28 protein-coding genes and 2 tRNA genes are annotated in these 26375 nt (G+C 69.3%); 16 read left to right on the plus strand and 14 right to left on the minus strand.

The features are described from left to right. The first annotated feature begins 407 nt into the window (after positions 1-407). The 4 genes from gyrB to ACZ6A9_RS09310 all read left to right on the plus strand — a co-directional run bounded on the left by gyrB (position 408) and on the right by ACZ6A9_RS09310 (position 6068). The gene (gene gyrB, locus ACZ6A9_RS09295; RefSeq protein ID WP_468981342.1) at positions 408-2468 is read left to right on the plus strand and encodes a DNA topoisomerase (ATP-hydrolyzing) subunit B; all 2061 of its coding nucleotides are present in this window, start codon (positions 408-410) and stop codon (positions 2466-2468) included. 42 nt (positions 2469-2510) lie between these two features. Further along, positions 2511-5108: a DNA gyrase subunit A gene (gene gyrA / locus ACZ6A9_RS09300; RefSeq protein WP_468981352.1), complete on the plus strand. Its 2598-nt coding sequence runs from the start codon at positions 2511-2513 to the stop codon at positions 5106-5108. An 18-nt stretch (positions 5109-5126) separates the two neighbouring features. Further along, positions 5127-5870, plus strand: coding sequence for a DUF3566 domain-containing protein (locus ACZ6A9_RS09305; protein WP_468981355.1), 744 nt, complete (start codon positions 5127-5129; stop codon positions 5868-5870). A gap of 121 nt (positions 5871-5991) precedes the next feature. Next, a tRNA-Ile gene (locus ACZ6A9_RS09310) sits at positions 5992-6068 on the plus strand. A 55-nt stretch (positions 6069-6123) separates the two neighbouring features. Here ACZ6A9_RS09310 and ACZ6A9_RS09315 read toward each other — a convergent pair. The 9 genes from ACZ6A9_RS09315 to ACZ6A9_RS09355 all read right to left on the minus strand — a co-directional run bounded on the left by ACZ6A9_RS09315 (position 6124) and on the right by ACZ6A9_RS09355 (position 11988). Next, a complete protein-coding gene (locus tag ACZ6A9_RS09315) occupies positions 6124-7281 on the minus strand; it encodes a tyrosine-type recombinase/integrase (protein ID WP_468981360.1) in 1158 nt (385 codons plus the stop codon). Then, entirely contained in the window at positions 7281-7469 is a 189-nt protein-coding gene (locus ACZ6A9_RS09320; protein WP_019527440.1) for a helix-turn-helix domain-containing protein, read from the minus strand. Before ACZ6A9_RS09320 ends, ACZ6A9_RS09315 begins: the two co-directional genes overlap by 1 nt. Next, positions 7466-8857, minus strand: coding sequence for a replication initiator protein RepSA (gene repSA, locus ACZ6A9_RS09325; protein ID WP_468981364.1), 1392 nt, complete (start codon positions 8855-8857; stop codon positions 7466-7468). The genes ACZ6A9_RS09320 and repSA overlap by 4 nt, the downstream gene beginning before the upstream one ends. Further along, positions 8854-9036 carry a hypothetical protein gene (locus ACZ6A9_RS09330; protein WP_199214922.1) on the minus strand — a complete coding sequence of 61 codons (183 nt, stop codon included), beginning with the start codon at positions 9034-9036 and terminating at the stop codon, positions 8854-8856. Before ACZ6A9_RS09330 ends, repSA begins: the two co-directional genes overlap by 4 nt. A gap of 92 nt (positions 9037-9128) precedes the next feature. Beyond that, the gene (locus ACZ6A9_RS09335) at positions 9129-9422 is read right to left on the minus strand and encodes a hypothetical protein (protein WP_468981374.1); all 294 of its coding nucleotides are present in this window, start codon (positions 9420-9422) and stop codon (positions 9129-9131) included. Positions 9423-9437: 15 nt separating this feature from the next. After that, positions 9438-9623 carry a mobile element transfer protein gene (locus tag ACZ6A9_RS09340; protein ID WP_053637063.1) on the minus strand — a complete coding sequence of 62 codons (186 nt, stop codon included), beginning with the start codon at positions 9621-9623 and terminating at the stop codon, positions 9438-9440. Positions 9624-9637: 14 nt separating this feature from the next. Continuing rightward, positions 9638-10306 (minus strand): DUF2637 domain-containing protein, encoded by a 669-nt coding sequence (locus tag ACZ6A9_RS09345; protein WP_468981383.1) that lies wholly within the window; start codon positions 10304-10306, stop codon positions 9638-9640. 21 nt (positions 10307-10327) lie between these two features. Further along, positions 10328-11656 carry an FtsK/SpoIIIE domain-containing protein gene (locus tag ACZ6A9_RS09350; protein ID WP_468982894.1) on the minus strand — a complete coding sequence of 443 codons (1329 nt, stop codon included), beginning with the start codon at positions 11654-11656 and terminating at the stop codon, positions 10328-10330. A 2-nt stretch (positions 11657-11658) separates the two neighbouring features. Next, entirely contained in the window at positions 11659-11988 is a 330-nt protein-coding gene (locus tag ACZ6A9_RS09355; protein ID WP_411761700.1) for an SCO3933 family regulatory protein, read from the minus strand. Positions 11989-12148: 160 nt separating this feature from the next. Here ACZ6A9_RS09355 and ACZ6A9_RS09360 point away from each other — a divergent pair, with 160 nt between their 5' ends. The 3 genes from ACZ6A9_RS09360 to ACZ6A9_RS09370 all read left to right on the plus strand — a co-directional run bounded on the left by ACZ6A9_RS09360 (position 12149) and on the right by ACZ6A9_RS09370 (position 14367). After that, entirely contained in the window at positions 12149-12943 is a 795-nt protein-coding gene (locus tag ACZ6A9_RS09360) for a GntR family transcriptional regulator (protein ID WP_468981392.1), read from the plus strand. Beyond that, positions 12940-13605: a YdcF family protein gene (locus tag ACZ6A9_RS09365; protein WP_468981398.1), complete on the plus strand. Its 666-nt coding sequence runs from the start codon at positions 12940-12942 to the stop codon at positions 13603-13605. The genes ACZ6A9_RS09360 and ACZ6A9_RS09365 overlap by 4 nt, the downstream gene beginning before the upstream one ends. Before the next feature lie 558 nt (positions 13606-14163). After that, positions 14164-14367, plus strand: coding sequence for a hypothetical protein (locus ACZ6A9_RS09370; protein WP_467607977.1), 204 nt, complete (start codon positions 14164-14166; stop codon positions 14365-14367). A gap of 688 nt (positions 14368-15055) precedes the next feature. Here the strand turns inward: ACZ6A9_RS09370 and ACZ6A9_RS09375 are convergent. Next, positions 15056-15424, minus strand: a complete 369-nt coding sequence (locus ACZ6A9_RS09375; protein ID WP_468981410.1) for a DUF6344 domain-containing protein — start codon at positions 15422-15424, stop codon at positions 15056-15058. 337 nt (positions 15425-15761) lie between these two features. On the opposite strand from ACZ6A9_RS09375, the gene ACZ6A9_RS09380 reads away from it, so the two are divergent. Both ACZ6A9_RS09380 and ACZ6A9_RS09385 read left to right on the plus strand, forming a co-directional pair. Further along, positions 15762-15890 carry a DLW-39 family protein gene (locus tag ACZ6A9_RS09380; protein WP_003999697.1) on the plus strand — a complete coding sequence of 43 codons (129 nt, stop codon included), beginning with the start codon at positions 15762-15764 and terminating at the stop codon, positions 15888-15890. Between the two features lie 141 nt (positions 15891-16031). Further along, positions 16032-17441, plus strand: coding sequence for a hypothetical protein (locus ACZ6A9_RS09385; protein WP_468981413.1), 1410 nt, complete (start codon positions 16032-16034; stop codon positions 17439-17441). Positions 17442-17451: 10 nt separating this feature from the next. On the opposite strand, the gene ACZ6A9_RS09390 is transcribed toward ACZ6A9_RS09385, so the two are convergent. Together ACZ6A9_RS09390 and ACZ6A9_RS09395 are read right to left on the minus strand one after the other, a co-directional pair. Then, positions 17452-19104, minus strand: a complete 1653-nt coding sequence (locus tag ACZ6A9_RS09390; RefSeq protein ID WP_468981420.1) for a serine/threonine-protein kinase — start codon at positions 19102-19104, stop codon at positions 17452-17454. A 172-nt stretch (positions 19105-19276) separates the two neighbouring features. Beyond that, positions 19277-19825, minus strand: coding sequence for a helix-turn-helix domain-containing protein (locus ACZ6A9_RS09395; protein ID WP_468981425.1), 549 nt, complete (start codon positions 19823-19825; stop codon positions 19277-19279). A 180-nt stretch (positions 19826-20005) separates the two neighbouring features. Here ACZ6A9_RS09395 and ACZ6A9_RS09400 point away from each other — a divergent pair. Beyond that, positions 20006-20078, plus strand: a tRNA-Ala gene (locus ACZ6A9_RS09400). A gap of 127 nt (positions 20079-20205) precedes the next feature. Here ACZ6A9_RS09400 and ACZ6A9_RS09405 read toward each other — a convergent pair. Beyond that, on the minus strand, positions 20206-20904 hold the full coding sequence (locus tag ACZ6A9_RS09405) for a DUF5324 family protein (RefSeq protein WP_468981429.1): 699 nt from the start codon (positions 20902-20904) through the stop codon (positions 20206-20208). 339 nt (positions 20905-21243) lie between these two features. Here ACZ6A9_RS09405 and ACZ6A9_RS09410 point away from each other — a divergent pair, with 339 nt between their 5' ends. Continuing rightward, the gene (locus tag ACZ6A9_RS09410; protein WP_228966260.1) at positions 21244-21771 is read left to right on the plus strand and encodes a peptidylprolyl isomerase; all 528 of its coding nucleotides are present in this window, start codon (positions 21244-21246) and stop codon (positions 21769-21771) included. Positions 21772-21875: 104 nt separating this feature from the next. After that, a complete protein-coding gene (locus tag ACZ6A9_RS09415; protein WP_468981441.1) occupies positions 21876-22763 on the plus strand; it encodes a rhomboid family intramembrane serine protease in 888 nt (295 codons plus the stop codon). A gap of 279 nt (positions 22764-23042) precedes the next feature. Here the strand turns inward: ACZ6A9_RS09415 and crgA are convergent, their stop codons facing one another. Continuing rightward, complete coding sequence (crgA, locus tag ACZ6A9_RS09420) at positions 23043-23297, minus strand: cell division protein CrgA (RefSeq protein WP_030215376.1); 255 nt, start codon at positions 23295-23297, stop codon at positions 23043-23045. 141 nt (positions 23298-23438) lie between these two features. Here crgA and ACZ6A9_RS09425 point away from each other — a divergent pair, with 141 nt between their 5' ends. The 4 genes from ACZ6A9_RS09425 (at position 23439) to ACZ6A9_RS09440 (ending at position 26368) form a co-directional block, all read left to right on the plus strand. Beyond that, positions 23439-24218, plus strand: a complete 780-nt coding sequence (locus ACZ6A9_RS09425) for a DUF881 domain-containing protein (RefSeq protein ID WP_468981446.1) — start codon at positions 23439-23441, stop codon at positions 24216-24218. A gap of 199 nt (positions 24219-24417) precedes the next feature. Then, positions 24418-24606 carry a hypothetical protein gene (locus ACZ6A9_RS09430; protein WP_468982898.1) on the plus strand — a complete coding sequence of 63 codons (189 nt, stop codon included), beginning with the start codon at positions 24418-24420 and terminating at the stop codon, positions 24604-24606. Beyond that, positions 24603-25241, plus strand: a complete 639-nt coding sequence (locus tag ACZ6A9_RS09435) for an aminodeoxychorismate/anthranilate synthase component II (RefSeq protein ID WP_468981453.1) — start codon at positions 24603-24605, stop codon at positions 25239-25241. Before ACZ6A9_RS09430 ends, ACZ6A9_RS09435 begins: the two co-directional genes overlap by 4 nt. Beyond that, positions 25238-26368: a class E sortase gene (locus ACZ6A9_RS09440; protein ID WP_468981456.1), complete on the plus strand. Its 1131-nt coding sequence runs from the start codon at positions 25238-25240 to the stop codon at positions 26366-26368. Before ACZ6A9_RS09435 ends, ACZ6A9_RS09440 begins: the two co-directional genes overlap by 4 nt. The last annotated feature ends 7 nt before the right edge of the window (positions 26369-26375 follow it).

Here is a 26375-nt window from a genome sequence, read left to right on the forward strand (position 1 = left end):
GAACACGTGACTGACATCACATCACGGCTTCTCGACGGCGTGTCGGGACCGTCTGCGACGCCCTTCCCGCGGGGTCGCCGAAGGGTGCGCGGCACTACCTGACTCCTAAGTAGCAAAGGGTTGACGGCCGGAAGCGCTGAGTGCCGCCGTGGGGCTCCTGGAGCCCCCATCCGTATATCGGGAGTCGGGCGAGACCGGTTGAGGGCGGCACATGCGGACTCAGGTGCCCGCAAACCCCCATCGATGTCAGCGCTACCGGTAGAATGGAAGACAATCCCGCCCCGATCGTGGGGACCGCCCGGGAAAAGCTGAGCAACGCTGATCAAGGCTGACCAACGCAACATGCCGCAGCCGCTCCGGCAACCTGCCGCCGAGCCCGGCTCGTGCTGTGCCAGAAAGGGCGCTTCGTGGCCGATTCCGGCAACCCCAACGAGAACATCCCGTCCACCGACACCGGCGCGAAGAGCGAGGCGACGACCTCGGGCAGCGAGGTCACCGCCTCGTACAACGCCAGTGCCATCACCGTCCTCGAGGGTCTGGACGCGGTCCGCAAGCGACCCGGTATGTACATCGGTTCGACCGGTGAGCGAGGGCTGCACCACCTGGTGCAGGAGGTCGTCGACAACTCCGTCGACGAGGCGCTGGCCGGTCACGCGGACACGATCGACGTGACGATCCTCGCCGACGGCGGCGTCCGGGTCGTCGACAACGGCCGTGGCATCCCGGTGGGCATCGTCCCCTCCGAGGGCAAGCCCGCCGTCGAGGTCGTACTGACCGTGCTGCACGCGGGCGGCAAGTTCGGCGGCGGCGGTTACGCGGTCTCCGGCGGTCTGCACGGCGTGGGCGTCTCCGTGGTCAACGCGCTGTCGACGCGGGTCGCCGTCGAGGTCAAGACCGACGGCCACCGCTGGACGCAGGACTACAAGCTGGGTGTTCCCACGGCACCGCTCGCCCGGCACGAGGCCACCGATGAGACCGGTACGTCGGTCACCTTCTGGGCCGACGGTGACATCTTCGAGACCACCGAATACTCGTTCGAGACGCTTTCCCGGCGCTTCCAGGAGATGGCCTTCCTCAACAAGGGCCTGAGGATCAACCTCACCGACGAGCGCGAGTCGGCCAAGGCCACCGCCGGCGCGGACGAGGCGGGCGAGGACGAGAAGCACGAGGTCAAGAGCGTCTCGTACCACTACGAGGGCGGCATCGTCGACTTCGTGAAGTACCTCAACTCCCGCAAGGGAGACCTGGTGCACCCCACCGTGATCGACCTCGAGGCCGAGGACAGGGACAAGAGCCTGTCCCTCGAGGTCGCGATGCAGTGGAACGGCGGCTACACCGAGGGCGTTTACTCCTTCGCCAACATCATCCACACGCATGAGGGCGGTACGCACGAGGAGGGCTTCCGCGCGGCGCTCACCTCGCTGATCAACAAGTACGCGCGGGACAAGAAGCTGCTCCGCGAGAAGGACGACAACCTCACGGGTGACGACATCCGCGAGGGTCTGACGGCGATCATCTCGGTGAAGCTGAGCGAGCCCCAGTTCGAGGGCCAGACCAAGACGAAGCTGGGCAACACCGAGGTCAAGACCTTCGTCCAGAAGGTCGTCTACGAGCACCTGACCGACTGGCTCGACCGCAACCCCAACGAGGCCGCGGACATCATCCGCAAGGGCATCGCGGCGGCCACCGCGCGCGTGGCGGCCCGCAAGGCGCGCGACCTGACCCGGCGCAAGGGCCTGCTGGAGTCGGCGTCCCTGCCGGGCAAGCTGTCCGACTGCCAGTCGAACGACCCCGTCAAGTGCGAGATCTTCATCGTCGAGGGTGACTCCGCCGGCGGCTCGGCCAAGTCCGGCCGCAACCCGCAGTACCAGGCGATCCTCCCGATCCGCGGCAAGATCCTCAACGTCGAGAAGGCGCGCATCGACCGGATCCTGCAGAACCAGGAGATCCAGGCGATGATCTCCGCGTTCGGCACCGGAGTGCACGAGGACTTCGACATCGAGAAGCTCCGCTATCACAAGATCATCCTGATGGCGGACGCCGACGTCGACGGCCAGCACATCAACACCCTGCTGCTGACGTTCCTGTTCCGCTTCATGCGGCCGCTGGTCGAGGCCGGGCACGTGTTCCTCTCCCGTCCCCCGCTCTACAAGATCAAGTGGGGCCGGGACGACTTCGAGTACGCGTACTCCGACCGTGAGCGCGACGCGCTGATCGAGATGGGACGCAACGCCGGCAAGCGCATCCGTGAGGACTCCGTGCAGCGCTTCAAGGGCCTCGGCGAGATGAACGCCGAGGAGCTGCGCATCACCACGATGGACCAGGAGCACCGCGTCCTCGGCCAGGTCACCCTGGACGACGCCGCCCAGGCCGACGACCTGTTCTCGGTCCTGATGGGCGAGGACGTCGAGGCCCGCCGCGCGTTCATCCAGCGCAACGCCAAGGACGTCCGCTTCCTCGACATCTGAGTCGGTCTCAGCTGACCGCACCAGGAAGGATCTTCACCAGCAATGACCGACGAGAACCCTCCCGTCACGCCTCTCGAGGACGTCGAAGCCTCCGCCATGCGCGTCGAGCCCGTCGGGCTCGAGACGGAGATGCAGCGCTCGTACCTCGACTACGCGATGTCCGTCATCGTCTCGCGTGCGCTGCCCGACGTCCGTGACGGCCTCAAGCCCGTCCACCGGCGTGTGCTGTACGCGATGTACGACGGCGGCTACCGCCCCGAGCGCGGCTTCTACAAGTGCGCCCGTGTGGTCGGCGACGTCATGGGCAACTACCACCCGCACGGCGACTCCTCGATCTACGACGCTCTGGTCCGTCTGGCGCAGCCGTGGTCGATGCGGATGCCGCTGGTGGACTCCAACGGCAACTTCGGCTCCCCGGGCAACGACCCGGCGGCGGCGATGCGCTACACCGAGTGCAAGATGGCGCCGCTGTCGATGGAGATGGTCCGTGACATCGACGAGGAGACCGTCGACTTCACGGACAACTACGACGGCCGCTCCCAGGAGCCGACCGTCCTGCCGGCCCGCTTCCCGAACCTGCTGATCAACGGCTCGGCCGGGATCGCGGTCGGTATGGCGACCAACATCCCGCCGCACAACCTGCGCGAGGTCGCGGCCGGCGCCCAGTGGTACCTGGAGAACCCGGAGGCCTCCCACGAGGAGCTCCTGGACGCGCTGATCGAGCGGATCAAGGGCCCCGACTTCCCGACCGGCGCCCTCGTGGTGGGCCGCAAGGGCATCGAGGAGGCGTACCGCACGGGCCGCGGCTCGATCACCATGCGCGCGGTGGTCGAGGTCGAGGAGATCCAGAACCGCCAGTGCCTGGTGGTCACGGAGCTGCCGTACCAGACCAACCCCGACAACCTGGCGCAGAAGATCGCCGACCTGGTGAAGGACGGCAAGATCGGCGGCATCGCCGACGTGCGGGACGAGACGTCCTCGCGCACCGGCCAGCGCCTGGTCATCGTGCTGAAGCGGGACGCGGTCGCCAAGGTCGTCCTGAACAACCTCTACAAGCACACCGACCTGCAGACCAACTTCGGCGCCAACATGCTGGCCCTGGTCGACGGCGTGCCGCGCACGCTGTCCCTGGACGCGTTCATCCGGCACTGGGTGACGCACCAGATCGAGGTCATCGTCCGCCGTACGCGCTTCCGGCTGCGCAAGGCCGAGGAGCGGGCGCACATCCTGCGCGGGCTGCTGAAGGCCCTGGACGCCATCGACGAGGTCATCGCGCTGATCCGGCGCAGTGACACCGTCGAGATCGCGCGCGGGGGCCTGATGGGCCTCCTGGAGATCGACGAGATCCAGGCCAACGCCATCCTCGAGATGCAACTGCGCCGGCTGGCCGCGCTGGAGCGCCAGAAGATCGTCCAGGAGCACGACGAACTCCAGGCGAAGATCAGCGAGTACAACGAGATCCTCGCCTCCCCGGTCCGCCAGCGCGGCATCGTCAGCCAGGAACTCGCCGCGATCGTGGAGAAGTACGGCGACGACCGCAAGACGAAGCTGATCCCCTACGAGGGCGACATGTCCATCGAGGACCTGATCGCCGAGGAGGACATCGTCGTCACGGTCACGCGCGGGGGCTACATCAAGCGCACCAAGACCGACGACTACCGGGCGCAGAAGCGCGGCGGCAAGGGCGTACGCGGAGCGAAGCTCAAGGAAGACGACATCGTCAACCACTTCTTCGTGTCCACCACCCACCACTGGCTGCTGTTCTTCACCAACAAGGGCCGTGTCTACCGGGTGAAGGCCTACGAGCTCCCCGACGCCGGGCGCGACGCGCGCGGGCAGCACGTGGCGAACCTGCTGGCCTTCCAGCCGGACGAGACGATCGCCCAGATCCGCGCGATCCGGGACTACGAGGCGGTGCCCTACCTGGTCCTGGCCACCAAGGCGGGCCTGGTGAAGAAGACGCCGCTGAAGGACTACGACTCGCCGCGCTCCGGCGGTGTGATCGCGATCAATCTGCGGGAGCAGGAGGACGGAACCGACGACGAACTGATCGGTGCCGAACTCGTCTCGGCCGAAGATGATCTGCTGCTGATCAGCAAGAAGGCGCAGTCGATCAGGTTCACGGCCACGGATGACACACTGCGTCCCATGGGTCGTGCGACCTCGGGCGTCAAGGGCATGAGTTTCCGCGAGGGGGACGAACTGCTCTCGATGAATGTTGTTCGACCCGGTACGTTCGTGTTCACTGCTACGGACGGCGGGTACGCGAAGCGGACCGCTGTCGACGAGTACCGCGTCCAGGGACGCGGCGGCCTCGGCATCAAGGCCGCCAAGATCGTCGAGGACCGCGGAACCCTCGTCGGCGCGCTGGTGGTCGAGGAAACCGACGAAATCCTCGCCATCACGCTGTCGGGCGGTGTGATTCGTACGCGAGTCAACGAGATCAGGGAAACCGGCCGTGACACCATGGGCGTCCAACTGATCAATCTGGGCAAGCGCGATGCCGTCGTCGGCATCGCCCGTAACGCCGAGGCGGGACGCGAGGCGGAGGAAGTCGACGGCGACGTGGCCGTGGACGACACCACCGACGGGGACGCGACCACCGGTACGGACGAGGGTGAGGCGCCCTCGGCCGAGTAGCACGAGGAGTGAGTCAGCGTGAGCGGAGCCACGGGCGCCGGACCGACCGGGACCAGTACGGGAACGGACGGCGGTGGCCGTGGCTCCGCCGCGCGGGCGACAGATCCGCACACGACCAATCTCAAAGCGATCAAGTCGCCCGTGAAGGACGGCTCTTCGTCCGACAGGCAGGGATCCCAGGGGGGAACCGTGACGGACACCCGAGGCCCGCAGGCCGCGCCGGACCAGGGCGCAGGCGCTCAGACGGCCTCACCGCTGCCGGGGGAACGGCAGCCGCAGCAGCAGGCGGGTCCGTACCACCCCCCGCAGGCCTACCCGGCCCAGGGCGGCACGGCCGCCGGCCAGACCGGCGCGGTACGACGCCCGCGCACGGGGGCGCGCACCACCCCGCGGGTGCGCAAGGCGCGCCTGCGCGTGGCCAAGGCCGACCCCTGGTCGGTGATGAAGGTCAGCTTCCTGCTCTCCATCGCGCTCGGCATCTGCACGATCGTCGCGTCCGCGGTGCTGTGGATGGTCATGGACGCGATGGGCGTGTTCTCGACGGTCGGCGGCACGATCTCCGAGGCGACCGGCTCCAACGAGTCGAACGGCTTCGACCTCCAGTCGTTCCTGTCGCTGCCCAACGTGCTGATGTTCACGACGATCATCGCGGTCATCGACGTCGTCCTGGCGACGGCCCTCGCGACGCTCGGCGCGTTCATCTACAACCTCTCCGCCGGTTTCGTGGGCGGTGTCGAGCTGACGCTCGCCGAGGACGAGTGAGCTGCTCACAGCGGATGCTCCGGCTCCTCCGACAGCCCTCCGACAACCGATTTTGGGACTGCCCCGGTCGTGCGCTAATCTTCAGGAGTCAGCGCGCGGGACACACACCGCAAAGCGCGGCGGGGCTATAGCTCAGTTGGTTAGAGCGCATCCCTGATAAGGATGAGGCCACAGGTTCAAATCCTGTTAGCCCCACCAGCGAGAAGACCCCCAGTCGATACCGGCTGGGGGTCTTTGACATCCATGGCTGACATCAGCCGATGAGCGGATCTTCCAGAAGCTCGGCGAGCATGCCCACCGCTTCCCGCTCACTGTCGCCGACGACGTGCGTGTAGACATCCATGGTCATGCTGATCTGGCTGTGCCGGAGGATCGCCTGAGCGACCTTGGGATGCACCTTCAGGAAGGCCAGCAGGGTCCCGCAGGTGTGCCGAGCGAGGCGGACTGTGATTCGGCGCACACCGGCCCGCTTGACGAGCCGATCGAAGGTGCGGGAGAAACCCACCGGGTCGCTCATGCCGCCGTGCTCGGAGGAGAAGATCAGGTCCTGGTCCGGCGCCTGAGCCCAGTGTTCACCGGCGATCTTCCGCTCCAGCTCCTGTAGCTCCCGGCGCTCCTCGAGGACACGGGCGCAGAACTCCGGGAGCGGGAGCACCGCCTGTGAGGACTCCGTCTTGAGGTCCTTGAGGACCAGGCCCACGCCCTTGACCCGCTGCACCTGCTTGACCGGCGTGAAGTGGCCGGCCTCGAAGTCGATGTCCTGCCAGCGCAGCCCGAGCACCTCACTGCGACGGAGGCCGAGGACCAGGACAAGGACACAGGCCGCGTAGAGGCGGTGAGCGCGGACCGAGCGAAGGAAGGCGATCGCTTCCCGCGCGTTCCACGCCGTGCCCCTGTCCTTGGCCACCTTGGGCATGTCGACCAGGAGCGCGACGTTGCGCGTCACCAACTCCTCGCGCATGGCCCTGTTGAGCGCGTTACGGAGGACGCGCAGAACCTCGAAGCGGGCGGAGGCCCCGACCTTCTCCCGCGCCAGCGTGGCCATGAAGGCGCGAATCTGTGCCGGGGTGAGCTTGACCAGCGGCTTCTTGCCAAGGTGGGGAACCAGGTAGAGCCGCACCTTGGACTCGTACTTCACGTACGTGTTGTGCTCCCGCTCCGGGGCGACGATGTGCTCCAGCCAGTAGGCCAGCCACTCGCCGAGCGTCCAGGACCGGGAAGGCACCGGGATGCCGTTGCGCTCCTGGTCCTGGAGCTTGCCGAGCTTCTCGTTCGCCTCGTCCCACGTCCGGCCGTACACGTACTTGCGCACCCGGTTGCCGTCCGTGTCGGTCACGTAGGCGGCCCCCTGGTACCGGCCATCGGACCGCTTCGTTATCGTGCCACCGCCATTGGGCCGACGCTTCGCCATCAGGCGGCCTCCCCGATCTGCCCGGCGATGAAGTCGCGGACGGCGTGGTCCGGGATGCGGCGGCATCCGTCGACCTTGATGGACACGAGGCGATGGGTGCGGATCAGGTCGTAGACCTTGGTCCGGCCCACCTTCAGCCGCGCCATGACTTCGGGCACGGTCAACAGCTCCGGGGCAGCGGTGGTCATGCAGCAGCTCCTTCCAGGTCGAGCAAGGCGGGTAGTTCCTCGCGGGCGGTGTCGCGGTTGTGCTGGATGTCCCGGCGGATGTTGGCGGCGAGCCAGGATTCGCCGGGGGTGTGGCCGTGGCCTGCGTAGGTCCAGTGGGCGAGGGTGAGCGTGGTGGCTTCCTCGTCGTCGGGGTCGGGCAGGCCGAGGGCGGCGCGTTGTTGGGCGGCGCGGTAGTCGGCGCGTGCCTGGCGGAGTTCGCCGAGGGTGGTGGAGTAGCGGCGGGACTTGGTGGAGAAGTGGCCGCGGAAGCCGAGCATGTGGGCCCAGTCGCGGAGCTTGCGGTCCGGGTAGAGGTTGTGGAGGTCGAGGCAGGCGGCGATGAGCCGGGCCGGGTGCTCGGGGACGTCGAGGAGGACGAGGGCTTCCTTGTTGCCGATGCGGCGGTCCACGGTGCCGGTGGTCTCGGCTGCTTTGGTGGCGTACTTGGCCACGTAGGAGGCGACCGCCTGCTCGGTGATGTCCTCGCCGTCGCCGAAGGCGCGGATCGGGCGTACGTCGAGCTGGGTGCCCCATCGCAGGGTCCGGGCCGGTTGGTCCCCGGACGGGGGTACGTCGACTTCCACGCGGGCGGCAGCGGCATGGATGGCGTCGGTGAGCAGGTCGAGGGTGGCCCACGCCGGGGGCGGGTCGTCGGGTCCGGCCGGTCCGTCGAAGCGGATCACGGCATGGAAGTGCACCGCCCCGCGCTTCTGGTATTCGGCGACCTTCCCGAACGACACTCGCGATTGCTCGCGTGCGGCCTTCTGCGTGAGTCCGGCCCGCTTGGCGATCTCCCGGCGCAGGTAGATCGTGAAGTAGCGCCACAGCTCGGAGGCGTGGTTGTTCCACAGCACCGCGCCCGCGTAGTCGTAAGCGTCCGGGTCGAGCGGTGTGCCCAGCTCGGGGGAGTCTTCGGCGTGGTGGGTGCCGCAGCGGCAGGGCCGGTTGCCGGGCCGGTTGTGGACCGGGCCGAACGACGGCGCGGTGAGCGTGGCGAACACGCGCGGGTGGTCGCGGATCGTCTCGGGGGTGCCCTTGGCGGGGTCGCCGACGAGGCCGGCGCGGATCAGGTGGTAGGTGTCGCCCGCGTAGGTCCAGGCGCAGGCCGGGCAGCGGGAGGCGCGGCGGTTGCCGCAGGCGACGCGCAGGACCCCGCCGGGCTCGGTGTCGGTGGAGTAGGAGTGCAGCACCTGTCCCGTGGCCGCGTCGCGGGTGACGGTCGAGCCGGTCAGGCGGATGGGGTCGGTGCAGCCGCCGGTACGGCGGATCTGGTCCTGGATGCGGTCGAAGCCGGGAGACCCGGCCAGCCTCAGCACGTCGGCGAGGGTGGCCGGGTCCAGGCCCGCCATCGTGGCGGTGTCGGTCACTTGATCACCGCCCCCAGCGGGCGCACACGGCGGGCGGTGCCAGTGCCCTTGCAGGTCGGGCAGGTGACGCGGAGAGTGGCGCGGGTACCGTCGCCGTGTCGGGTGCCGGTGGTGATCGCGGCGGTGGCGAAGCCGTCGCAGTCGCGGCAGACGCGCGTGTTCTGGGCGTGCTGGGGCATGATGAGGCTTCCCTTTCGGGTCCGTTGGATCTGGATGGGTGGAGCCGTCCGGGGCGGCGGAAGTTTGGCGACCGAGGCCGCCCCGGAGGGCGTTACTTGCTGGAGGCGCGGCGTTTGGCCGCGCGGTTGATCGTGTAGGTGAGTCCGCTGGTGGCCGACAGGACCGCGACGGCGGCGCCGGCCACGACCTGGGCGACGAAGGCGATGACCAGCAGCACCGCGATGGACCCGGTGACGACGACGAGCGTCAGCACGATCGGCCCGGTGTAGGAGCGGGGTGCTTCTTGCACGATCACGACGCGTCGCACGTCGGTGCCGGGCGGGAGCCGCCGGTAGAGGTCGGCGGGGATGTGACCGGCGCGGAGCTGGTCCTCGGGGAGCTGCACGGTTCGGCCCTCCTCTCAGGGGTTGCAGCGGTGGGTTCGGGCGGCGAGTTCGGCGGCCGAGCGGTCGCGGTGTTCGGTGGAGAAGCCGCACTCAGGGGCGGTGCAGGCGGCGGTGTGACGGGTCTGGCCACGGCCGTTGTTGAACGTGCCGACCCTCACGGGTCCGATGCGGATGACGTCGTAGAAGCGGTTCGGGCGCATCTGGTCACCTCCTTTCAGGCGAGTTGGGCGACGATCGCGCCAGCGAGGTCTTCCGGGATGCCGAGGCGAGCGCGCAGGGTGGCGGTGTCGATGTCGGTCCCGGTGCGGGTGCGGTGCTCGGTGGCGACCTTGCGTGCGTGGTCGACCAGAGCCGGGGGCACCATCGGCACCGGGGCCGGGGCCGGGGCCGGGGCCGGGGCTTCCGGCAGGGCTGGGACGGGTTCGGCCGGGGCGATCTCCGGTCCTTCGTCCGCGACGTCGGGGCGGTCGATGACCGGCGCGGGATCGGCAGCAGCCGCGGGCGCGGATGCCGGTGCGGGTTCGGTGGGTTGGTGGACGAGGAGGGTTCCGCCGAGGAAGGCCAGCGCGGGCCAGCCCGCGACGAGGATGTGCAGCCAAGCGGGAACGTTGGCCAGGTCGAGGAGTCCGGCGGTCGCGACGTTCGCGCCGAGGGAGGCGACCAGGGCGATGACGAACCATGTCCAGGCCGAGCGGTCCCGGCGAGCGCCGCGCAGTCGACGCCAGGCCGCCACCAGCAGCAGGTCGACGGAGACCGGGTAGGCCCACGCCTTCCAGCCGGACTGTCCGGCCGCTTCGGCGAGGTCGTGCAGGTGGGCGAAGGACAGGGCACCGGCGATCACGGCCTGGATGAGCACGGCATCGATGCGGATCGAGCGGAACACGTCCTCACCTCCCCTCAGTGGTCAGGACTGCGGGACGGACGGGGGTGTGGTGGGCATCGGCGGGATCGCCACGGGCGGGCGGAACGAGGCCAGGAAGGGCAGGTCCGGGGTCAGGTGGGCGTACTCCCGGCAGACGGCCGCCGCTTGCGCTGGCGTGGTCTCCGGGGTGCGGATGCGTGACCAGCCACCGGAGGTGTCACCGGCCACCGCGACGCCGGGCCGGTCCACTCGGATCGAAGTCGCGGACACGACCGCCTCAGGGGCGATGTCGCCCAGGCCCATCTCGGCGGTCTGCTTGTCGTTGACGCGGTGCACCACACGGCCGGTGAGCTGAGCCCGCAGCGCGGTCGCACCGCGGCCGAGGTCGGAGCCGAAGCGCTGCCCGCACACCTCCAGGTAGATCCCGACCGCGCGGGCCATCTGCCCCAGCCGCACGAGCTGCATGACCGTCCTGTCCCGCGCCGCTTCCTCCTTCTTGGAGGTGACGAAGAACAGCTCCGCCACCTCATCCACGAGGACGACCAGCGGCACCGGCCGCAGCTTCTCGGGCAAGTCCCACAGGTCCGGCACCCCGTGCAGGGCGAGGAGATCGAACCGTTCGCTCATCTCCAGCACCAGCGCGTCTATCAGGCGGCCGGCCATGTCCGGATCGGTGGCCAGCGCCGACAGGCGGGGCAGGTACCGGCTGTGCTCGACACCGCGCTTGCAGTCGATCCCCACCAGCCCGACCGGGAGCTTCGCCAGGCCCATCACCAAGTTGCGCTGGTACATGGACTTCCCCGACGAGTTCGCCCCCAGGGTCAGGGCGTGCGGCATCTTGCGGTAGTCCCGCTCGAAGACCGTGCCGTCCTCCCGCAGCGCCACCGGCACCACCAGGTCACGCGGCCGGGCCTTGCGCGGCAGACGCACCCGGCGCAGCACGTCATAGCCCGTCATCCGCAGTTCCACGTATCCGGGCTTGGTCTCCGCCACGGTCACCGACTGCACCCCGAAGGCGTGCCGCAGCCGCTCCGAGGACACCGCCACGTCGACCGGCTCCAGACCGGCCGGAAGCCGCAGCGTCACCCGCAGGCCCGTCGAGGTCGGGCGGATACGGCGGACCTTCGGCGCGACGGGCCGGACCTCACGACGGGCCAGGTTGCGGGTCATGAACGCCCGCAGCCCCGTCGGCTGCACCGTCAGCCCGCACACGTCCATCGTGGACCGGTAGGACCAGGCGAACCGGCCCCACGTCAGCGGCAGACCCACCGTCGACCAGTACACGCGCGGAGCCCGAGCCTTGGCGTAGCCGACACCGCCGGCCCCCGCTAACGCCCCCGTGGCCTCCAGCCACAACGACCAGTCACTCATGGTCACGCCGCCGGGGTGATCGCGACCGCACGGAACGAGATCCCGTGCCGCTTCTGGCCGTTGAACTCGTTCTCCCAGTCCCGCGCCTTGAGCCCGACCACCCGCACCGGCATACCCGGCTGGAGCCCTTCCGGCAGGCCCGTCTCCGGGATGGTCACCTGGTAGAGGTTCCCCTCCCCCTCGTCCGAGACCAGCAGGCCCACCGTGGACAGCGCGGCCCCGGTCTCCCGGTCCAGCGCCCGCTCACCGGTCTTGGCGTTCGCCAGCTTCGGCACCGGCGCGGTCGCCACGAACACCACAGCAGTCGACGTGTCGATCTTGAAGGACGGCATCAGTTCTCCCAGCGTTGAAGACGAGGCAGCCCAAATCGGACTGCATGGCGCTCGCTGTCCTAGGACTGCGAGTCGCTGAGAGAGATAGTGCACCGCAGTCCTAGGACTGTCAACAGTCCTAGGACTATGTTTCACTTGACCTCGTTGAGAGGGGTTCGAGATGGCGTCCAAGTGGCGGGAGCTGGCGGACAAGCTGGCCGAGCAGATCAGAAGGGGTGACTACGCCCCTGGCCAGCGTTTGCCTCACATCCGAGAACTCGTCGACGCCGGTGAAGGCTCCAAGGCAACCGTGCACGCCGCCTACAAAGCACTGGAAGCCGAGGGCCTGGTCACCTCTTCACGCGGCCACGGCACTGTCGTGCGCCAGCAGGTCCCCCTCAAGCGCTTGGGCATTGCCCGCTACGACAAGGCCAAGTGGCGAGACGGCGACGAGGTCGCGTTCATCGCGGACCGCGTGGCATCGGGTCGCACCTATCGCCGGAACGAGCAGACCCAGACGGTGAGCCGCGTCGTGGCACCGCCGGAGGTCGCAGCCGCACACGGGCTATCGGAAGGCGCGGAGGTCTACGCGCGCGCCCGCCTGGTCAAAGAAGGCGATCAACCGACGCACACGCTGACCAGCTACTACCGGCCCGAGCACGTGGAAGGGACGCGACTGGTCGACCCCACACCGGGCCCCGCCGGCCGAGGCGGCGGATTCCGCGTGCTGTACGACGCGGGTTACGAGATCGACCACATGAAGGAGCAGTTGTTCGCTCGCGCCGCCACACCGGACGAGGTGAAGCAGCTCCAGTTGCCGCCGGGCGAACCGGTGGTCGAGCTGCACCGGACGACCTACACGGCGGACGGCACCGTCGTGGAGTTCGCCATCGGGGTACACGCGGCATCACGCTTCGCGTGGGAGTACGACTTCAAGGTGCCCGACTCGGCGAGGGACGGAAAAGGACAGCAGTGATCTCGACGCAGGATTGGGCCGACGCCCGGCGCGTATGGGACTACCACCAGATGGGCCATGCACCCCGGCCGTGCTCGGTGGCCATCGGACTGGGCAGTCACGACCTGGGGGTGGCTGACACCGCCGTAGACCTGTACAAGCGCGGCATGGCCCCTCTGCTCGTGTTCACCGGAGCCACCAGCCCGACGACGCGGGAGCGCATGCCCCGCGGCGAAGCCGTCCACTACCGCGAGCGGGCATTGGAGCTGGGGGTTCCCAGCGAGGCCATCCTCGTGGAGCCGTACGCCCGGAACACCGGTGAGAACATCCGCTTCTCCCGGAAGCTGTTGGAGGAGAGCGGGGTGGAGGTCTCCTCGGTGTTGCTGATCAGCAAGCCGTACGAGGAGCGGCGCGCATACGCCACGGCACGCAAGCTCTGGCCCGGGGTCGACGTCGTCAGCGCTTCCACGCCCATGACCTTCACCGAGTACGTCGACTCCATCGGCGACGCCCGCTTGGTGATCGACATGTTGGTCGGTGCCCTGCAACGGCTGATGATCTACCCGGATCAGGGATTCATGATCCGCCAGCCAGTACCCGGCGACGTGGCCGATGCGTACGAGCGCCTGTGCCAAGCCGGGTACACGAGCCGACTCACGACCGCCGCGACATCTTCGACCTGACCAGCGAAACGAGAGCTGTTACAGGTTTCTCTACCTCATCAAGCCCCGGCTGCGCTCCGCTCCGCCGGGCGCGCTTCCCGGCTCCGCTCCGGGCGACGCTCCTGCCTTCGGCCCGCTCCGCCCGCGCTGCGCCGACGCGCGCCCACTGATGGGTAGGGCCGGAAGCCATGAGGCGAGCACCGCACAGAACGACACACGGTCACAGACGATGCCTCCGGCGGGGGATCGGCCGGCACCGGGATGGAGGGGGCACCGTCGCCGGCCGCGGGCCGGTAGTGGCATGAGCGGGGTGCTCCCATCCCGTCCACCATCGACCCAGGCAGAGCCGAGCAGACGCGGCCCAGGGCGTCCAGGTCGTTCGTACAGTGGCGCGCTCCACCTGGACGCCCTGAACCACGCCCGCTCCACGGTGTGTGGGTCGACGGCGGACGGGATGGGAGCTGGGTGAGTGGTGGGTTGAGGTGCGGAGGAACTGCGTCAACTTCGCGTTACCCCGATGGCTTCGCCAACTTCCACAATTACCAGTGAGACTCAGAGATCAAGTTGTAGCTTGCCTTCATGGGAGCATGGGTTGATCAGATATTCCGGGCGGCGCAGGCGAGTCAAGGTGGCGTCGTGCGCCGGTCGATCTACGACGTGGAGCGGTTTGGAGCGTTGGAAGAGATCATCGAGATCGCGCGTGAGCGCCACTTCCACGTTCTTGAGACGGGGGACCAGGTCGTCATCCTCTGCAACGAAGGCGAACTGCGGATTCATTGTTGAAAGCGCGTCGCGCCCCAGAATGGCGGGCGCGCAGCGGGGGCCGACCGGTCAGTGTGTCAAGACCGAGCCTGAGCGTGACATCAGTGCCTGACACCAACAAGCCCGGCTAGTGGCGATCAGAAGCGAACCTCGGCGGACCATCAGACAAGGGACACAGCAGGTTCCCCAGGGCCGCCGACCGCCTCTGATCGACCTGATAAGGATGAGGCCACAGGTTCAAATCCTGTTAGCCCCACCAGCGAGAAGACCCCCAGTCGATACCGGCTGGGGGTCTTCGGCATGCACGGCCGACATCGGTCGATGAGGGCGAGGGCACCGCTCCCGACGGCGGGCCAGGCGTGACGGGCCCGGGAGGTCGGAGCGAGGCTCGTCGCTCTCGCGGATCCCGGGGCCCGCCGTGGCTGCCGCGAGCATCTGTGCGGCCGGGCCCGATTCGAGGACGGCTCGATCAGCCTGATCCTGGACGACGATCAGCCTGATCCTGGACGGGGACGGGGACGGGGGCGTGGGCGTGGGCGTGGACAGCGAAGGAGACCCCCGCCGGAGGTCGGCGGGGGTCTTCCGGTGCTCGTGGAGCGGGCCGTGGGCGGCCGGGGAGTCGTCGTCGTGCCGGGGCGCTGTACGCAAGTTCGCCAGGACTCGGAGAAGCAGCGACGGCACGAGGAGGGCTCGGGAGGGGCGTTCGGGATCAGCGCTGGAGCGGGATGCGGCCGCTGACGGGTTCGGGCCGGGAGGACGTCGTGTCGTCGGAGCAGTCCGCGGAGTCGGGGTCCGCAGCGTCGTCGTCGACGGGGCTGTGCCGACAGCCGGGGGACTTGCCGTGGGCCTCGGCGTGGATGCGCTGCTTCATCGTGGGGGGCAGGGCCCTGATCAGTGACCAGGACCACAGGGGTGCCGTCGCTTCGGCCGCCGTGGACGCGCTGTCGCTGTTGCGGGCCTTCTCGGTCTGCGGTACGGCCGCCGAGGCGGTCGTGGTGATGAGTCCGAGCGCCGTGCACAGCGCCAGGAAGGCGGTGACGACGGCGTTCCACAGCTTCATGACCTTGTTCCGGGCCATGGCCCCTCACTTTCGGGTTGGGCGATTTGCGTACTTTCCTCATGATGTGTATGAGGCTCGCGAAGTGGTGGACCGACGCCCGTGGCGCGTGGATGTTCAGATGAACACCACTCGGATGGACGCATGAAGGGAGAAAAGCTGATGAGACGGGGGGAAGAGCTCGAACCACAGCCCGTGGAGAGGTCATCACCCTCCGGTCCGACGGCCGCGTTCCGCTCCTACTGCGGCGCGATCCGGGGCAGTTCGCGTGGCCGACGCAGGTCACCGATCGGTATCGGCCGGTGTGTATAGTCGGGCGCCAGAGGTCCCCTACGTCAACGAAAGACGAGGTCGCGCGGTGAAGAAGCTTCTCCTGGTCGCACTGGCCGCCATCGGCGGGCTCCTCGTGTACCGCCAGATCCAGGCGGATCGCGCCGAGCAGGATCTGTGGACGGAGGCGACTGACTCCGTGCCCACGGGTTCGTGAGTACCGGTATTCGACGCTGAACAGACCCCGGCCGCACTCGCGGCCGGGGTTTCGTGTGTGCCGGCACCTTGTCCGGGGCCCGCGTCCAGGGGGCAGGATGGGCGACACGGTGCGACGTCCGGCAGCGACGAGGGGTGGCGCGTGAGGGGACGGCAGTGTACGGCGCGGGGGCGGGCGGGAACCCGGCGTGGCCGGCGCCTGGCCGCCGGGTGCGCGGGCCTGGCGGTGCTGCTGGGGCTGGGGGGCGCTCTGCCGGGACAGGAGGCCTCGGCCCTCGGGAGGGCCGGCCCCGCCGGCGACGCCACCGGGCTCGCCGGGGCTCCCCGGTCGGGTCCGCCCGCGACCGTGGGGTGGTCCGCGGACCCCGGAACCTACGCCTTCTCCGAGGACGCGCGGACGATCGACGGTGCCGTGAGCACCGCGGACGCCGTGGAACTGGTGCCCGGCCGCGCCTACCGGAGCACCCTCCCGCCGTCCGGCAAGGTCCATTACCGGCTGCGCCTCGACGGCACCACGAACCTCTACGCCTCCGTCACCGCGGTCCCCCCGGCCGGCCGCGACGCCCCCGTCACCGACGGGGTCAAGGTGTCCTTGCGGAACAGCGACGGCCGCTCCTGCGACGTGGACACGGCGAGCTTCGGTGCCGGAGGCAGCCCCCACCCGGTCACCGCGTGGGCCATGAGGGAGATCTCGCCCAGGAGGTCCCCGTGCGACAACCCCGGTACGTACTACGTGACCGTCGAGCGGGCCGACCCGGACGGCCGGAACTCCTCCCCCGACGCCTGGGAGACGGAGCTCACCACGGTGACGGAGCCCGTGCTGGGGACGAACGGCGCCACGAGCGCGCCCGGGAACGGGAGCTCCGCCCCGCCCTCCCCCGTCACGGGGGAGCCGCGGAGGCGAGCGGGCGGTGCGGGCTTCGCCCTGGCCACCGCGCTCGGCGAGGGAGTGTGGCGGGACGACATACGTCCCGGCCAGACGCTCTTCTACAAGGTTCCCGTCGACTGGGGCCGGCAACTCCACGTCACGGCCGAGCTGGGCGGTTCGGACCCGGACCCCGGCGGATACGTCGCCGCCGCGCTGGACCTGGACCTCTACAACCCCGCCCGCGGCCGCGTCGACGACCTGGGCCTCGGCTACGGCGGCGGCCAGAAGTCCAGGAGCCTCGCGCCGCTGCCACCGGTCGCGCACGCCAACCGGTACTCCTCCGGCCGGCAGATCACGGCGACACGGTTCGCCGGCTCCTACTACCTCGTCGCGCACCTCACGCCGGAGGTCGCCGACGACTTCGGTGCCGGGCCGGTGCCCCTGACCCTGCGGGTGGGGCTGGACGGCGTGCCCCAGGACGGACCCGGCTACGCGGGGCAGCCCGTACCCGCGGACGTCTTCACGGTCACGGGGGACGACCGCAAGGCGGCGGCCGGAGGCGGGAGCGCGGGCGACGGCGCCGCGTACCGGGTGCTCGCGGCGGGCGGCATCGGCACCGGAAGCGCACTGTTGGTGGGACTCGGCGTGTGGACCCTGGTGGCCCGTCGGCGGGCCGCCCCGTAGGCGGCGGGGTTCAGATCCGCGTGAGGGCCCAGAAGCCCACGGCGTAACAGGCGAGCGCCAGGAGCAGGACAGGGACGGCCACCTTCGCCGATGGCCCGGGCCGGCGGCGGCGCCGGCGGTGCGACCGGGGCTGGGCGGTGCCGTGCCGGGACATTGCCGCGCCCGGAGGCGGAACCTGCGGGGTCCGGGCGGTGTATTCAGCAGTGGAGGGGTCGTGATGCGCGGTCGGCAGTGAGGGGGACGAGCGGGGGGAGCGCGAGGGATGAGTCGGGTCGTGGGGGGAGACGGAGTGAGCGGCGTCGGACGCCCCGTGCGGTGTGGCGTGCTGTTCCTGTTGCGGGTTCCGAGGGGCGTGTGCGGGGGGAGGCGGAGCCGGCACGGGAGGGGAGGTGTCCGTGCTCCGTGGCGGTGCCAGGGGGAAACTGCCCGTCTCGGACATGCCGGGGGGCCGCGGGGAGGATCCGGACGGTGTCGCGGGGGAGACGGCGCTGCGGCGTGGACCGGCGGGTGCGGGACCACCGCCACCGCCCGTGTCGTGGTCCGGTCCGGGCGCCTCCGGGGCGTCCGCGTCCGGCCGGGCGGGCACGGGGCCGGCCGATCCGTCGGGGGTGCCCGTGCCGTGTGTGCCCCGGCCGTACGCGCCCTCGGCGGCGCCCTCGCCGCTTCCGGCGCGAGACCCGCGTCCGGCCCCCTCCTCATCGGTGCGGAGGGCCGGCTCCTCACCGGTGGCGTGCGCCGGCGGGGACGCACCGCTCCCTCCCGACCGCACACCCGAGGCCCGCTTCAGCGGGCCGTCCGCGGCGAAGCCCGTGGGTAGGGGACCGAGTTGGTCGAAGATCTCGATCAGTTCGTCGTCGGGGCCGGGTTCCGGCAGCAGCTCGGCGGCCGCGGCGAGCGCCTTGCGCGCCCCCGTCGCCGTGCGGAACCGCGCCGCGGGGTCCGGCTGGAGCAGCGTGGCCACGACCTGCCACAGCGGCTCAGGCATGCCCTGGGGGGCGCCCGGCGTGCCGTGATCGGCGAAGTATTGGATGAGGGCCTTGGCGTCCGGTCTGGCGCCCTCCAGCAGATAGAGCGCCACCAGACCCACGGCGAACAGGTCGGAGGGGAAGTCCGGCTCCGCACCCATCATCTGCTCCGGCGCGAGATAGCCCGGTGTGCCCACCACCAGATTGGTCTCGGTCAGCCGGGGTTCGCCCAGGCGCATCGCGATGCCGAAGTCGGACAGTCGCAGCCGTGGCCTGCCCGTTCCAGTGGCCTCCAGGAGCACGTTGGCGGGTTTGACGTCACGGTGTACGACATCCTCCGCGTGCACCGCGGCAAGGCCCGCCAGCAGCTGGTCGAGCAGCGTGCAGACGAACGCGGGCGGCAGGGGACCGTAGTCGCCGACCAGGTGGACCAGAGAACCACCGGTGACCAGATCCATGGTGAACAGGACCTTGTCGTCGTCGGCGGCCCAGCTGGTGGGAGCGAGAACATGGGGGTGATCGATCCGCAGTGCCTGCTCGCGGACGAAGCGGAGCAGTGAGTGGGCGTCGCTCTGCAGCAGGACCTTGGCGGCCACATAACGGCGACGGCGGTGGTCCCAGGCGCGCCAGACGGCGCCGACGCCCCCGCGCCCGATCGGGTCGACCAGTTCGTACCGGCCGGCGAAGACCTCACCCATGGCAGTGCGTCGCTCCTCCCCCTGAGGTGTCCCCCTGTCCCTCCCCTTTTACGAGCGAGACGACTCCCCCTGTATCCCCCGTGTCCCCCGTGTCTTCCTCGCGTGAGTCTCCCCCGCCCGGCATCCCGGGGTCTCCGGCAGCCGAGCCCCCTGCGGCCGCCGGACAGCGAGGTCAGTTCTGGTGGGACTGGTAGTGCGTGACCGCGTCGGAGGTGCGGCCGGCGCCGTAGACCCGGAGGAACTCGGCCAGTTCGGGGTGGGTGGGAGCGAGGGTGTCGGCAGCGTCGATGATGTCGCCGGCGGCCGCGACCGAGCGCAGCAGGGACTGGATCTCGCGGACCACCCGCTTGACCGTGGGCGCCCCTGAACTGCTCGTCGTCTGAGTGGTGTTGCTGAGCATCGAACCCCCCTGGGACTTCTTGATCTCCTCCATGCGCTCGGTCGCCTCGGCCGCGCTGACGCTGCCGTCGGCGACCTGCCCCGCCAGGTCCTGCAGCAGCTGCACCCGCTGGACCACCGCGGGATTGCCGATCTTCGCCCGCTGGCCGCTCATCAGCTGCGACAGCATCGGCGCGGACAGTCCCAGCACCCCCGCCAGACGAGCCTGATTGAGACCCAGGTCGTCTATGAGCCTACGGAAGAGCGTCCCCAGCGGCTCCCCGTACCAATTCCGCTGCAGTTCCCGCGCTCTGGCGGTGGCTTCCTGCTGTGCGGCGTCCATTGCGTCTCCCCATCGCTTCCCCATGAACCGTGGTTCGCTGTAGCGAACCACGCCGAGCATCTTACGGAGAGTGGTCGGTCACGGGGACCCCCAATCTTTTTGCGGAATCCCCGGGGGGACCCGGTACTCTGGTCCCGAGCGCCCGCCGAGAAGTGTTCTTCCTGGTGGACGCTTTCCTTCGGGGCCTTAGCTCAGTTGGTAGAGCGCTGTCTTTGCATGGCAGATGTCAGGGGTTCGACTCCCCTAGGCTCCACAAGCAAACCCCTCCCACCTGCGAGAACGCGGGGGGAGGGGTTTTTCGTTTCACGTGAAACGGCGCGGTGGGGCAGGCGACACGCAAGTCGACTGCCCCACCGCGCCGTTGACGGTGGCGTGGCCCGTCAGGTCTCGTCGCGCTTGGCAGCCTCCTCCGCGGCCTCCTTGGCTTCGACCTCGGGGTCGAGAGCGCTCAGATCGCTGCCGTCCACCGACGTCAGCTTCGACGAGCCCGAGACGTCCGTCGCGGCGGGCGGCTCCACCAGCCAGTCGGGGTTGGCCTGCTTGTCCCACCACTTCCAGACGGCGAAGGCACCGCCGGCCACGGCGCCCAGGATCAGGACCGTCCTCGCGGCACGGCCGGCCTTCGCCCGCCGCTGCTGCTTGCGGACGAGCTTCTGGATCTGCTGGGCCGACACCTGACCCCGCAGGGCGGCCAGCGCCGCCGCACTGCGGGCCGCTGCCTCTTCCTTCGCGGGGCCGGCTGCGGCCATCGCCTGCTCGATCACAGGGCGGGAGTAGTCAGCCGCCTGCCGAGCGGCCGTGCGAGTGCGGACGGCCGCCTGGTGGGCGGCCTTGTCGACCGCCGGTGGTACATGCGTCCGTGCCTGTTCCAGGTACGGCTGTACATGGGTGCCGTACTGGACGCGGGCCTGTCCGGCGGCCTGCGTCACCTTGGGCGCCAGCCGTACGCGAGCTTCCTGTGCGTAGTGTGCGGCCCTGACCTTGGCCGTGTCGGCGTAGGGCGCCACCACTTCCGCGGCGTGCAGCACGCTCTCCTTCGCCGAACCGGTCGCGGCGCGCACGCTGTCGATGCGGGTCACGGGTTCCTCCTCCTCGGTGGCGTACGGTATTTCGACTTTCCACCCTTTTACGGATCATGCCTGCCGGGTCGCTGTGAGTCATGCGCGGACGGGCATACGGGTGCCGGTGAAGTGGATCGATGGCGCTATCGAGTGCAATAGCGGATGAATCAGGAGCATCGGGAGCTTGACGTCGACCATGCCACGGATCGCCGCCACACGCCCCCGTCACGGGGGTACCCGGCCTGATTTCGGCTAGCCGGACGGCCCGGTTGCCCTCCTGTGTCCGCAGGCCGGGCGACTGGGCGCCCCGTCCGTGCGAGGATCAGGGAGTCACGGAAAGACAACGGAAGGCACATCGTGGCTGAGCAGCTCCACGCCACCCTGAAGACCAATCACGGCAACATCGAGGTCCGGCTCTTCCCGAACCACGCGCCGATCACGGTCAAGAACTTCGTCGAGCTCGCCAAGGGCGAGCGGGAGTGGACCCACCCCCAGACCGGTAAGAAGTCCACGGACAAGCTCTACGACGGTACGGTCTTCCACCGGGTGATCAGCGGCTTCATGATCCAGGGCGGTGACCCGCTGGGCAACGGCACCGGTGGTCCCGGCTACCAGTTCGAGGACGAGTTCCACCCGGACCTGCGCTTCGACAAGCCGTACCTGCTGGCGATGGCCAACGCCGGGCCCGGCACCAACGGCTCGCAGTTCTTCATCACCGTCTCCCCGACGGCGTGGCTGAACCGCAAGCACACCATTTTCGGTGAGGTCACCGACGCCGCGAGCCAGAAGGTCATCGACACCATCGCGGCGACGCAGACCAACCCGCGCACCGACCGTCCGGTGAACGACGTGGTGATCGAGTCGGTCGAGATCCGCGAGGGCTGACCACCTCGTCCCCGGAGTGCGAAAGCCCTCGAAGGGAACCAATCGCCCCGCTCATCCGTAAGGATGGGCGGGGCGGGGCTTTTCCACACGACCTAGGGGACGCCATGGACGACCAGGCTGCCGGCAGCGCGCAGGACGCCCAGCGTCTCCCTGTCTGCTATCGCCACCCGGACCGGGAGACCGGTATCCGCTGCACCCGGTGCGAGCGGCCGATCTGCCCGGAGTGCATGGTCAACGCCTCCGTGGGATTCCAGTGTCCGGAGTGCGTCCGCACCGGCTCGGGCACGGGCCACGCGCCCTCCGCCTCCCTGCCCCGCACGATCGCGGGCGGAACGGTCGCGGCGGACCCCCGGCTGCTCACCAAGATCCTCCTGGCGGTCAACCTCGCGGTGTTCATCGCCGTGCAGATCCGGCCGTCGCTGCTGAATCCGCTCGTGCTGGTCGGTGTCTGGCCGCCGGATCCGTTCCTGCCCCGGGACGGTGTGGCCCTGGGTGAGTGGTACCGCCTGTTCACCTCGATGTTCACGCATGAGGAGATCTGGCACATCGCCTTCAACATGCTCGGCCTGTGGTGGCTCGGCGGACCGCTGGAGGAGGCTCTCGGCCGGGCCCGCTTCCTCGCGCTCTATCTGGTCTCGGGCCTCGCGGGCAGTGCCCTGACCTATGTACTGGCCTCGGGCAGCACGGCCTCTCTCGGCGCGTCCGGTGCGATCTTCGGTCTGTTCGGCGCGATCGCCGTACTGATGCGCCGGCTCGACCAGGACATGCGCCCGATCATCGCGCTGCTGGCCATCAACGTGATCATCACCATCGGCTGGAGCAACATCGCCTGGCAGGCCCACCTGGGAGGGTTCGTCGCCGGCGTGGTGATCGGATACGCCATGGTCCACGCCCCCCGGGAACGGCGGGCGCTGGTGCAGTTCGGCACCTGTGGGCTGGTGCTGGCCGCTGTCGTGGTGCTGACTCTGCTGAGGACCGCGCAGCTCACCTGAGGAACAAGGTTGTCCACAGAAGGTGGCGGATCTTGTGCACAGGGTGCGCGGAGCCCCGTCCCTCACCTGTCCGGCTTGTCTTTACGCAGGTCAGAGGGTTTACGAACAGGTTTTCGGTTGCTGGTGTTTCTGTCACACCGGCGTCAACCCTCGAAGGGTTATCCACAGATCGAGTTTTCTGTCCACATGTGGACAAGGCCTGTGGATAACTCAGGGGATAGTCCTGCCCAGAGCTGACGAACGGCTCCGGACAGGACCCCGCTCACCGTGCGGTGAGCGCTACTTCCACTGCGTCGAGACGCCGAATCCGGCGGCGATGAACCCGAAGCCCACCACGATGTTCCAGTTGCCCAGGGCGTCGATGGGCAGCGAGCCGTCGGTGACGTAGAAAACGACGATCCAGGCCAGACCGATGAGGAACAGGGCCAGCATCACCGGCGCGACCCAGGCGCGGTTGGTCAGCTTGAGCGCGGTCGTCTGCTTGGCCGGCGGCGGTGTGTAGTCGGCCTTCTTGCGGATACGTGACTTCGGCACGAGAGTCTCTCCTGTCGATGCGCTGCGTGGCCGCGCAGGGAACTGGGTCGGGCTCGGAGCAGCGTACAAGGGGACTCTGAGCGCTCCCCCGGGCGTCCGTTAGCGTAGTGCTTCCGCGGCGCCGAAGGAGATAAGGGTACGTTGAGCAATTCTGCCGACTTCCCCGGACCGGGATCCAGTCCTGCCCGGCGACGCCGTCTGAGGCCCGTGCGGATCCTCACCGCGGGTGTCTTCGCTCTGGCGGGACTCATCTTCTTCACCAGCTTCGACACCGCCAAGGGCACCAACATCCGCACGGACGCCTCGCTGCTGAAGCTCTCCGACCTGATCCACGAGCGCAGCCGCAAGAACGGTGAGCTCGAGGAGTCCAACGGCGCGCTGCGCGGGGACATCGAGGCCCTCGCCGAGCGCGACGACGGCAGCACCGAGGCGGAGGACGACAAGCTCGCCGCCCTGGAGGAACGCGCCGGCACGCAGAAGCTCAAGGGCGAGGCGGTCACGGTCACCCTGAACGACGCCCCGCCGGACGCCACCGCCAAGCTCCCCGGCTACCCCGAGCCCCAGCCCGACTACCTGGTCATCCACCAGCAGGACCTCCAGGCCGTGGTGAACGCGATGTGGCAGGGCGGCGCCGAGGGTATCAAGGTCATGGACCAGCGGCTGATCTCCACCAGCGCCGTGCGCTGTGTGGGCAACACCCTGATCCTCCAGGGCCGCGTCTACTCGCCGCCGTACAAGATCACGGCGGTCGGGGACCCGGGGAAGCTGAAGAAGGCGCTCGCGGCGTCGCCGGCGATCCAGAACTACATGGTGTACGTCAATGTGTACGGCCTCGGCTGGAAGGTCGAGGACGAGGGCACGGTGACGCTGCCCGGTTACTCCGGCACGGTGGACCTGCACTACGCCGAGCCCGTGGAGTAGAGCGGCCCTCGAGCGCGGCCGGCCCCGGCCGGGCCCCGCCGATGTTTCACGTGGAACATGCCGGGACATCGAGGTGATCGGCCCCGCGCCGCGTACAGATGGGTACGGCGGCCGGGCTCGTACGGACTTCGCACAGCTCGCGGACGCCTGAAACCGGAGGGGCCGCGCCGTTACCCTGTTGGCGTACGGCGTGGGTCTGATGCCGTGGTACGACGGAAGGGACGGCATGTACAGCTGGATCTGGCGGCATCTGCCGGGCAACGGATGGGTGCGGGCACTCATCTCACTGGTACTGATCACCGCCGCGGTCTACGTCCTCTTCCAGTACGTCTTTCCGTGGGCCGAGCCGCTGCTGCCCTTCAACGACGTCACGGTGGACAACCAGTGAGCGCGCGCATCCTCGTCGTCGACAACTACGACAGCTTCGTCTTCAACCTGGTCCAGTACCTGTACCAGTTGGGCGCCGAGTGCGAGGTTTTGCGCAACGACGAGGTGTCGACGGAGCACGCTCAGGACGGCTTCGACGGGGTGTTGCTGTCTCCCGGTCCCGGCACTCCCGAGGAGGCCGGGGTTTGTGTGGACATGGTGCGGCACTGCGCGTCGACCGGCGTGCCGGTCTTCGGCGTCTGTCTCGGCATGCAGTCGATGCAGGTGGCGTACGGCGGCGTGGTGAACCGCGCCCCCGAACTCCTGCACGGCAAGACCTCGCCGGTGACGCACGAGGGCAAGGGCGTCTTCGCCGGTCTGCCGTCACCGTTCACGGCGACCCGCTACCACTCGCTGGCCGCCGAGCCGGCCACGGTCCCGGCGGAGCTGGAGGTCACGGCCCGCACGCCGGACGGCATCGTGATGGGGCTGCGGCACCGGGAACTCGCGGTCGAGGGAGTGCAGTTCCACCCCGAGTCGGTGCTGACCGAGCACGGCCACCGGATGCTGGCCAACTGGCTGACGGAGTGCGGGGACGAGGGCGCGGTGGCGAGGTCGGCGGGGCTCGCCCCGGTGGTGGGCAGGTCCACGGCGTGACCGCGCTGCGCCCCGAGCGCGAGTCCGGGGCCTATGGCGTCGGCGACCAGGGCACCTCGTACGGCGGGCAGCCGTACGGGGCGCCGGGTGCGTACGGGGACGGCTGGTACGACCACACGGCGGCGCACGGCGCCTCCCACGGCACGGCGGCTCCCGGCGCGCACGGCGGTGCCGGCGACAGCACGGCGTACCTGCCACCGGTCGACGAGGAGACGGTGGCGCTGCGGATCCCCGAACCGCCGCAGCGCGAGGATCCCGCGGCGGTGGCGACCGGCGGCCGCGCGGCCCGCAGGAAGGCCGCCAGGAAGCGCCACGGGCGCCGTGGAGGCCCGCACAGGGCAGCGGTGGGGTCAGGGGCGGCAGAGGACCGAGAAGGGCTCTCAGAGGCCTCCGGCGGGGCTTCCGGGGCGCCGCTGTCCCGGATGGAGGCGCGCCGGCAGGCGCGAGCCCGCAAGGCGAGCCCGGCGGTCGTGGCGAGCCGGGCCATCGGCGAGGTGTTCATCACCTGCGGGGTGCTGATGCTGCTGTTCGTCACCTACCAGCTGTGGTGGACCAACGTACGGGCGCAGGCGCAGGCCGGCCAGGAGGCCAGCGACCTCCAGAAGGACTGGGAGAACGGCGAGCGCACCCCGGGAGCGTTCGAGCCGGGTCAGGGCTTCGCGCTGCTGCACATTCCCAAACTGGACGTGGTGGTGCCGATCGCGGAGGGCATCAACAGCAAGAAGGTGCTCGACCGGGGCATGGTGGGCCATTACGCGGAGGGTGCGCTCAGGACGGCGATGCCGGACGCCAAGACGGGCAACTTCGGGCTGGCCGGCCACCGCAACACGCACGGGGAGCCGTTCCGGTACATCAACCGGCTGGAGCCGGGCGACCCGATCGTCGTGGAGACGCAGGGCGAGTACTTCGTCTACAAGATGGCGTCCATGTTGCCGGTGACGCCGCCCAGCAACGTGAGCGTCCTGGACCCCGTCCCGAAGGGATCGGGCTTCACCGGACCGGGCCGCTACATCACGCTGACCACGTGCACCCCGGAGTTCACCAGCAAGTACCGCTTGATCGTCTGGGGCAAGATGGTCGAGGAACGGCCGCGCAGCAAGGGCAAGCCTGATGCGCTCGTCAGTTAAGGGCAGA

This window comes from Streptomyces sp. NPDC041124, assembly GCF_055592385.1.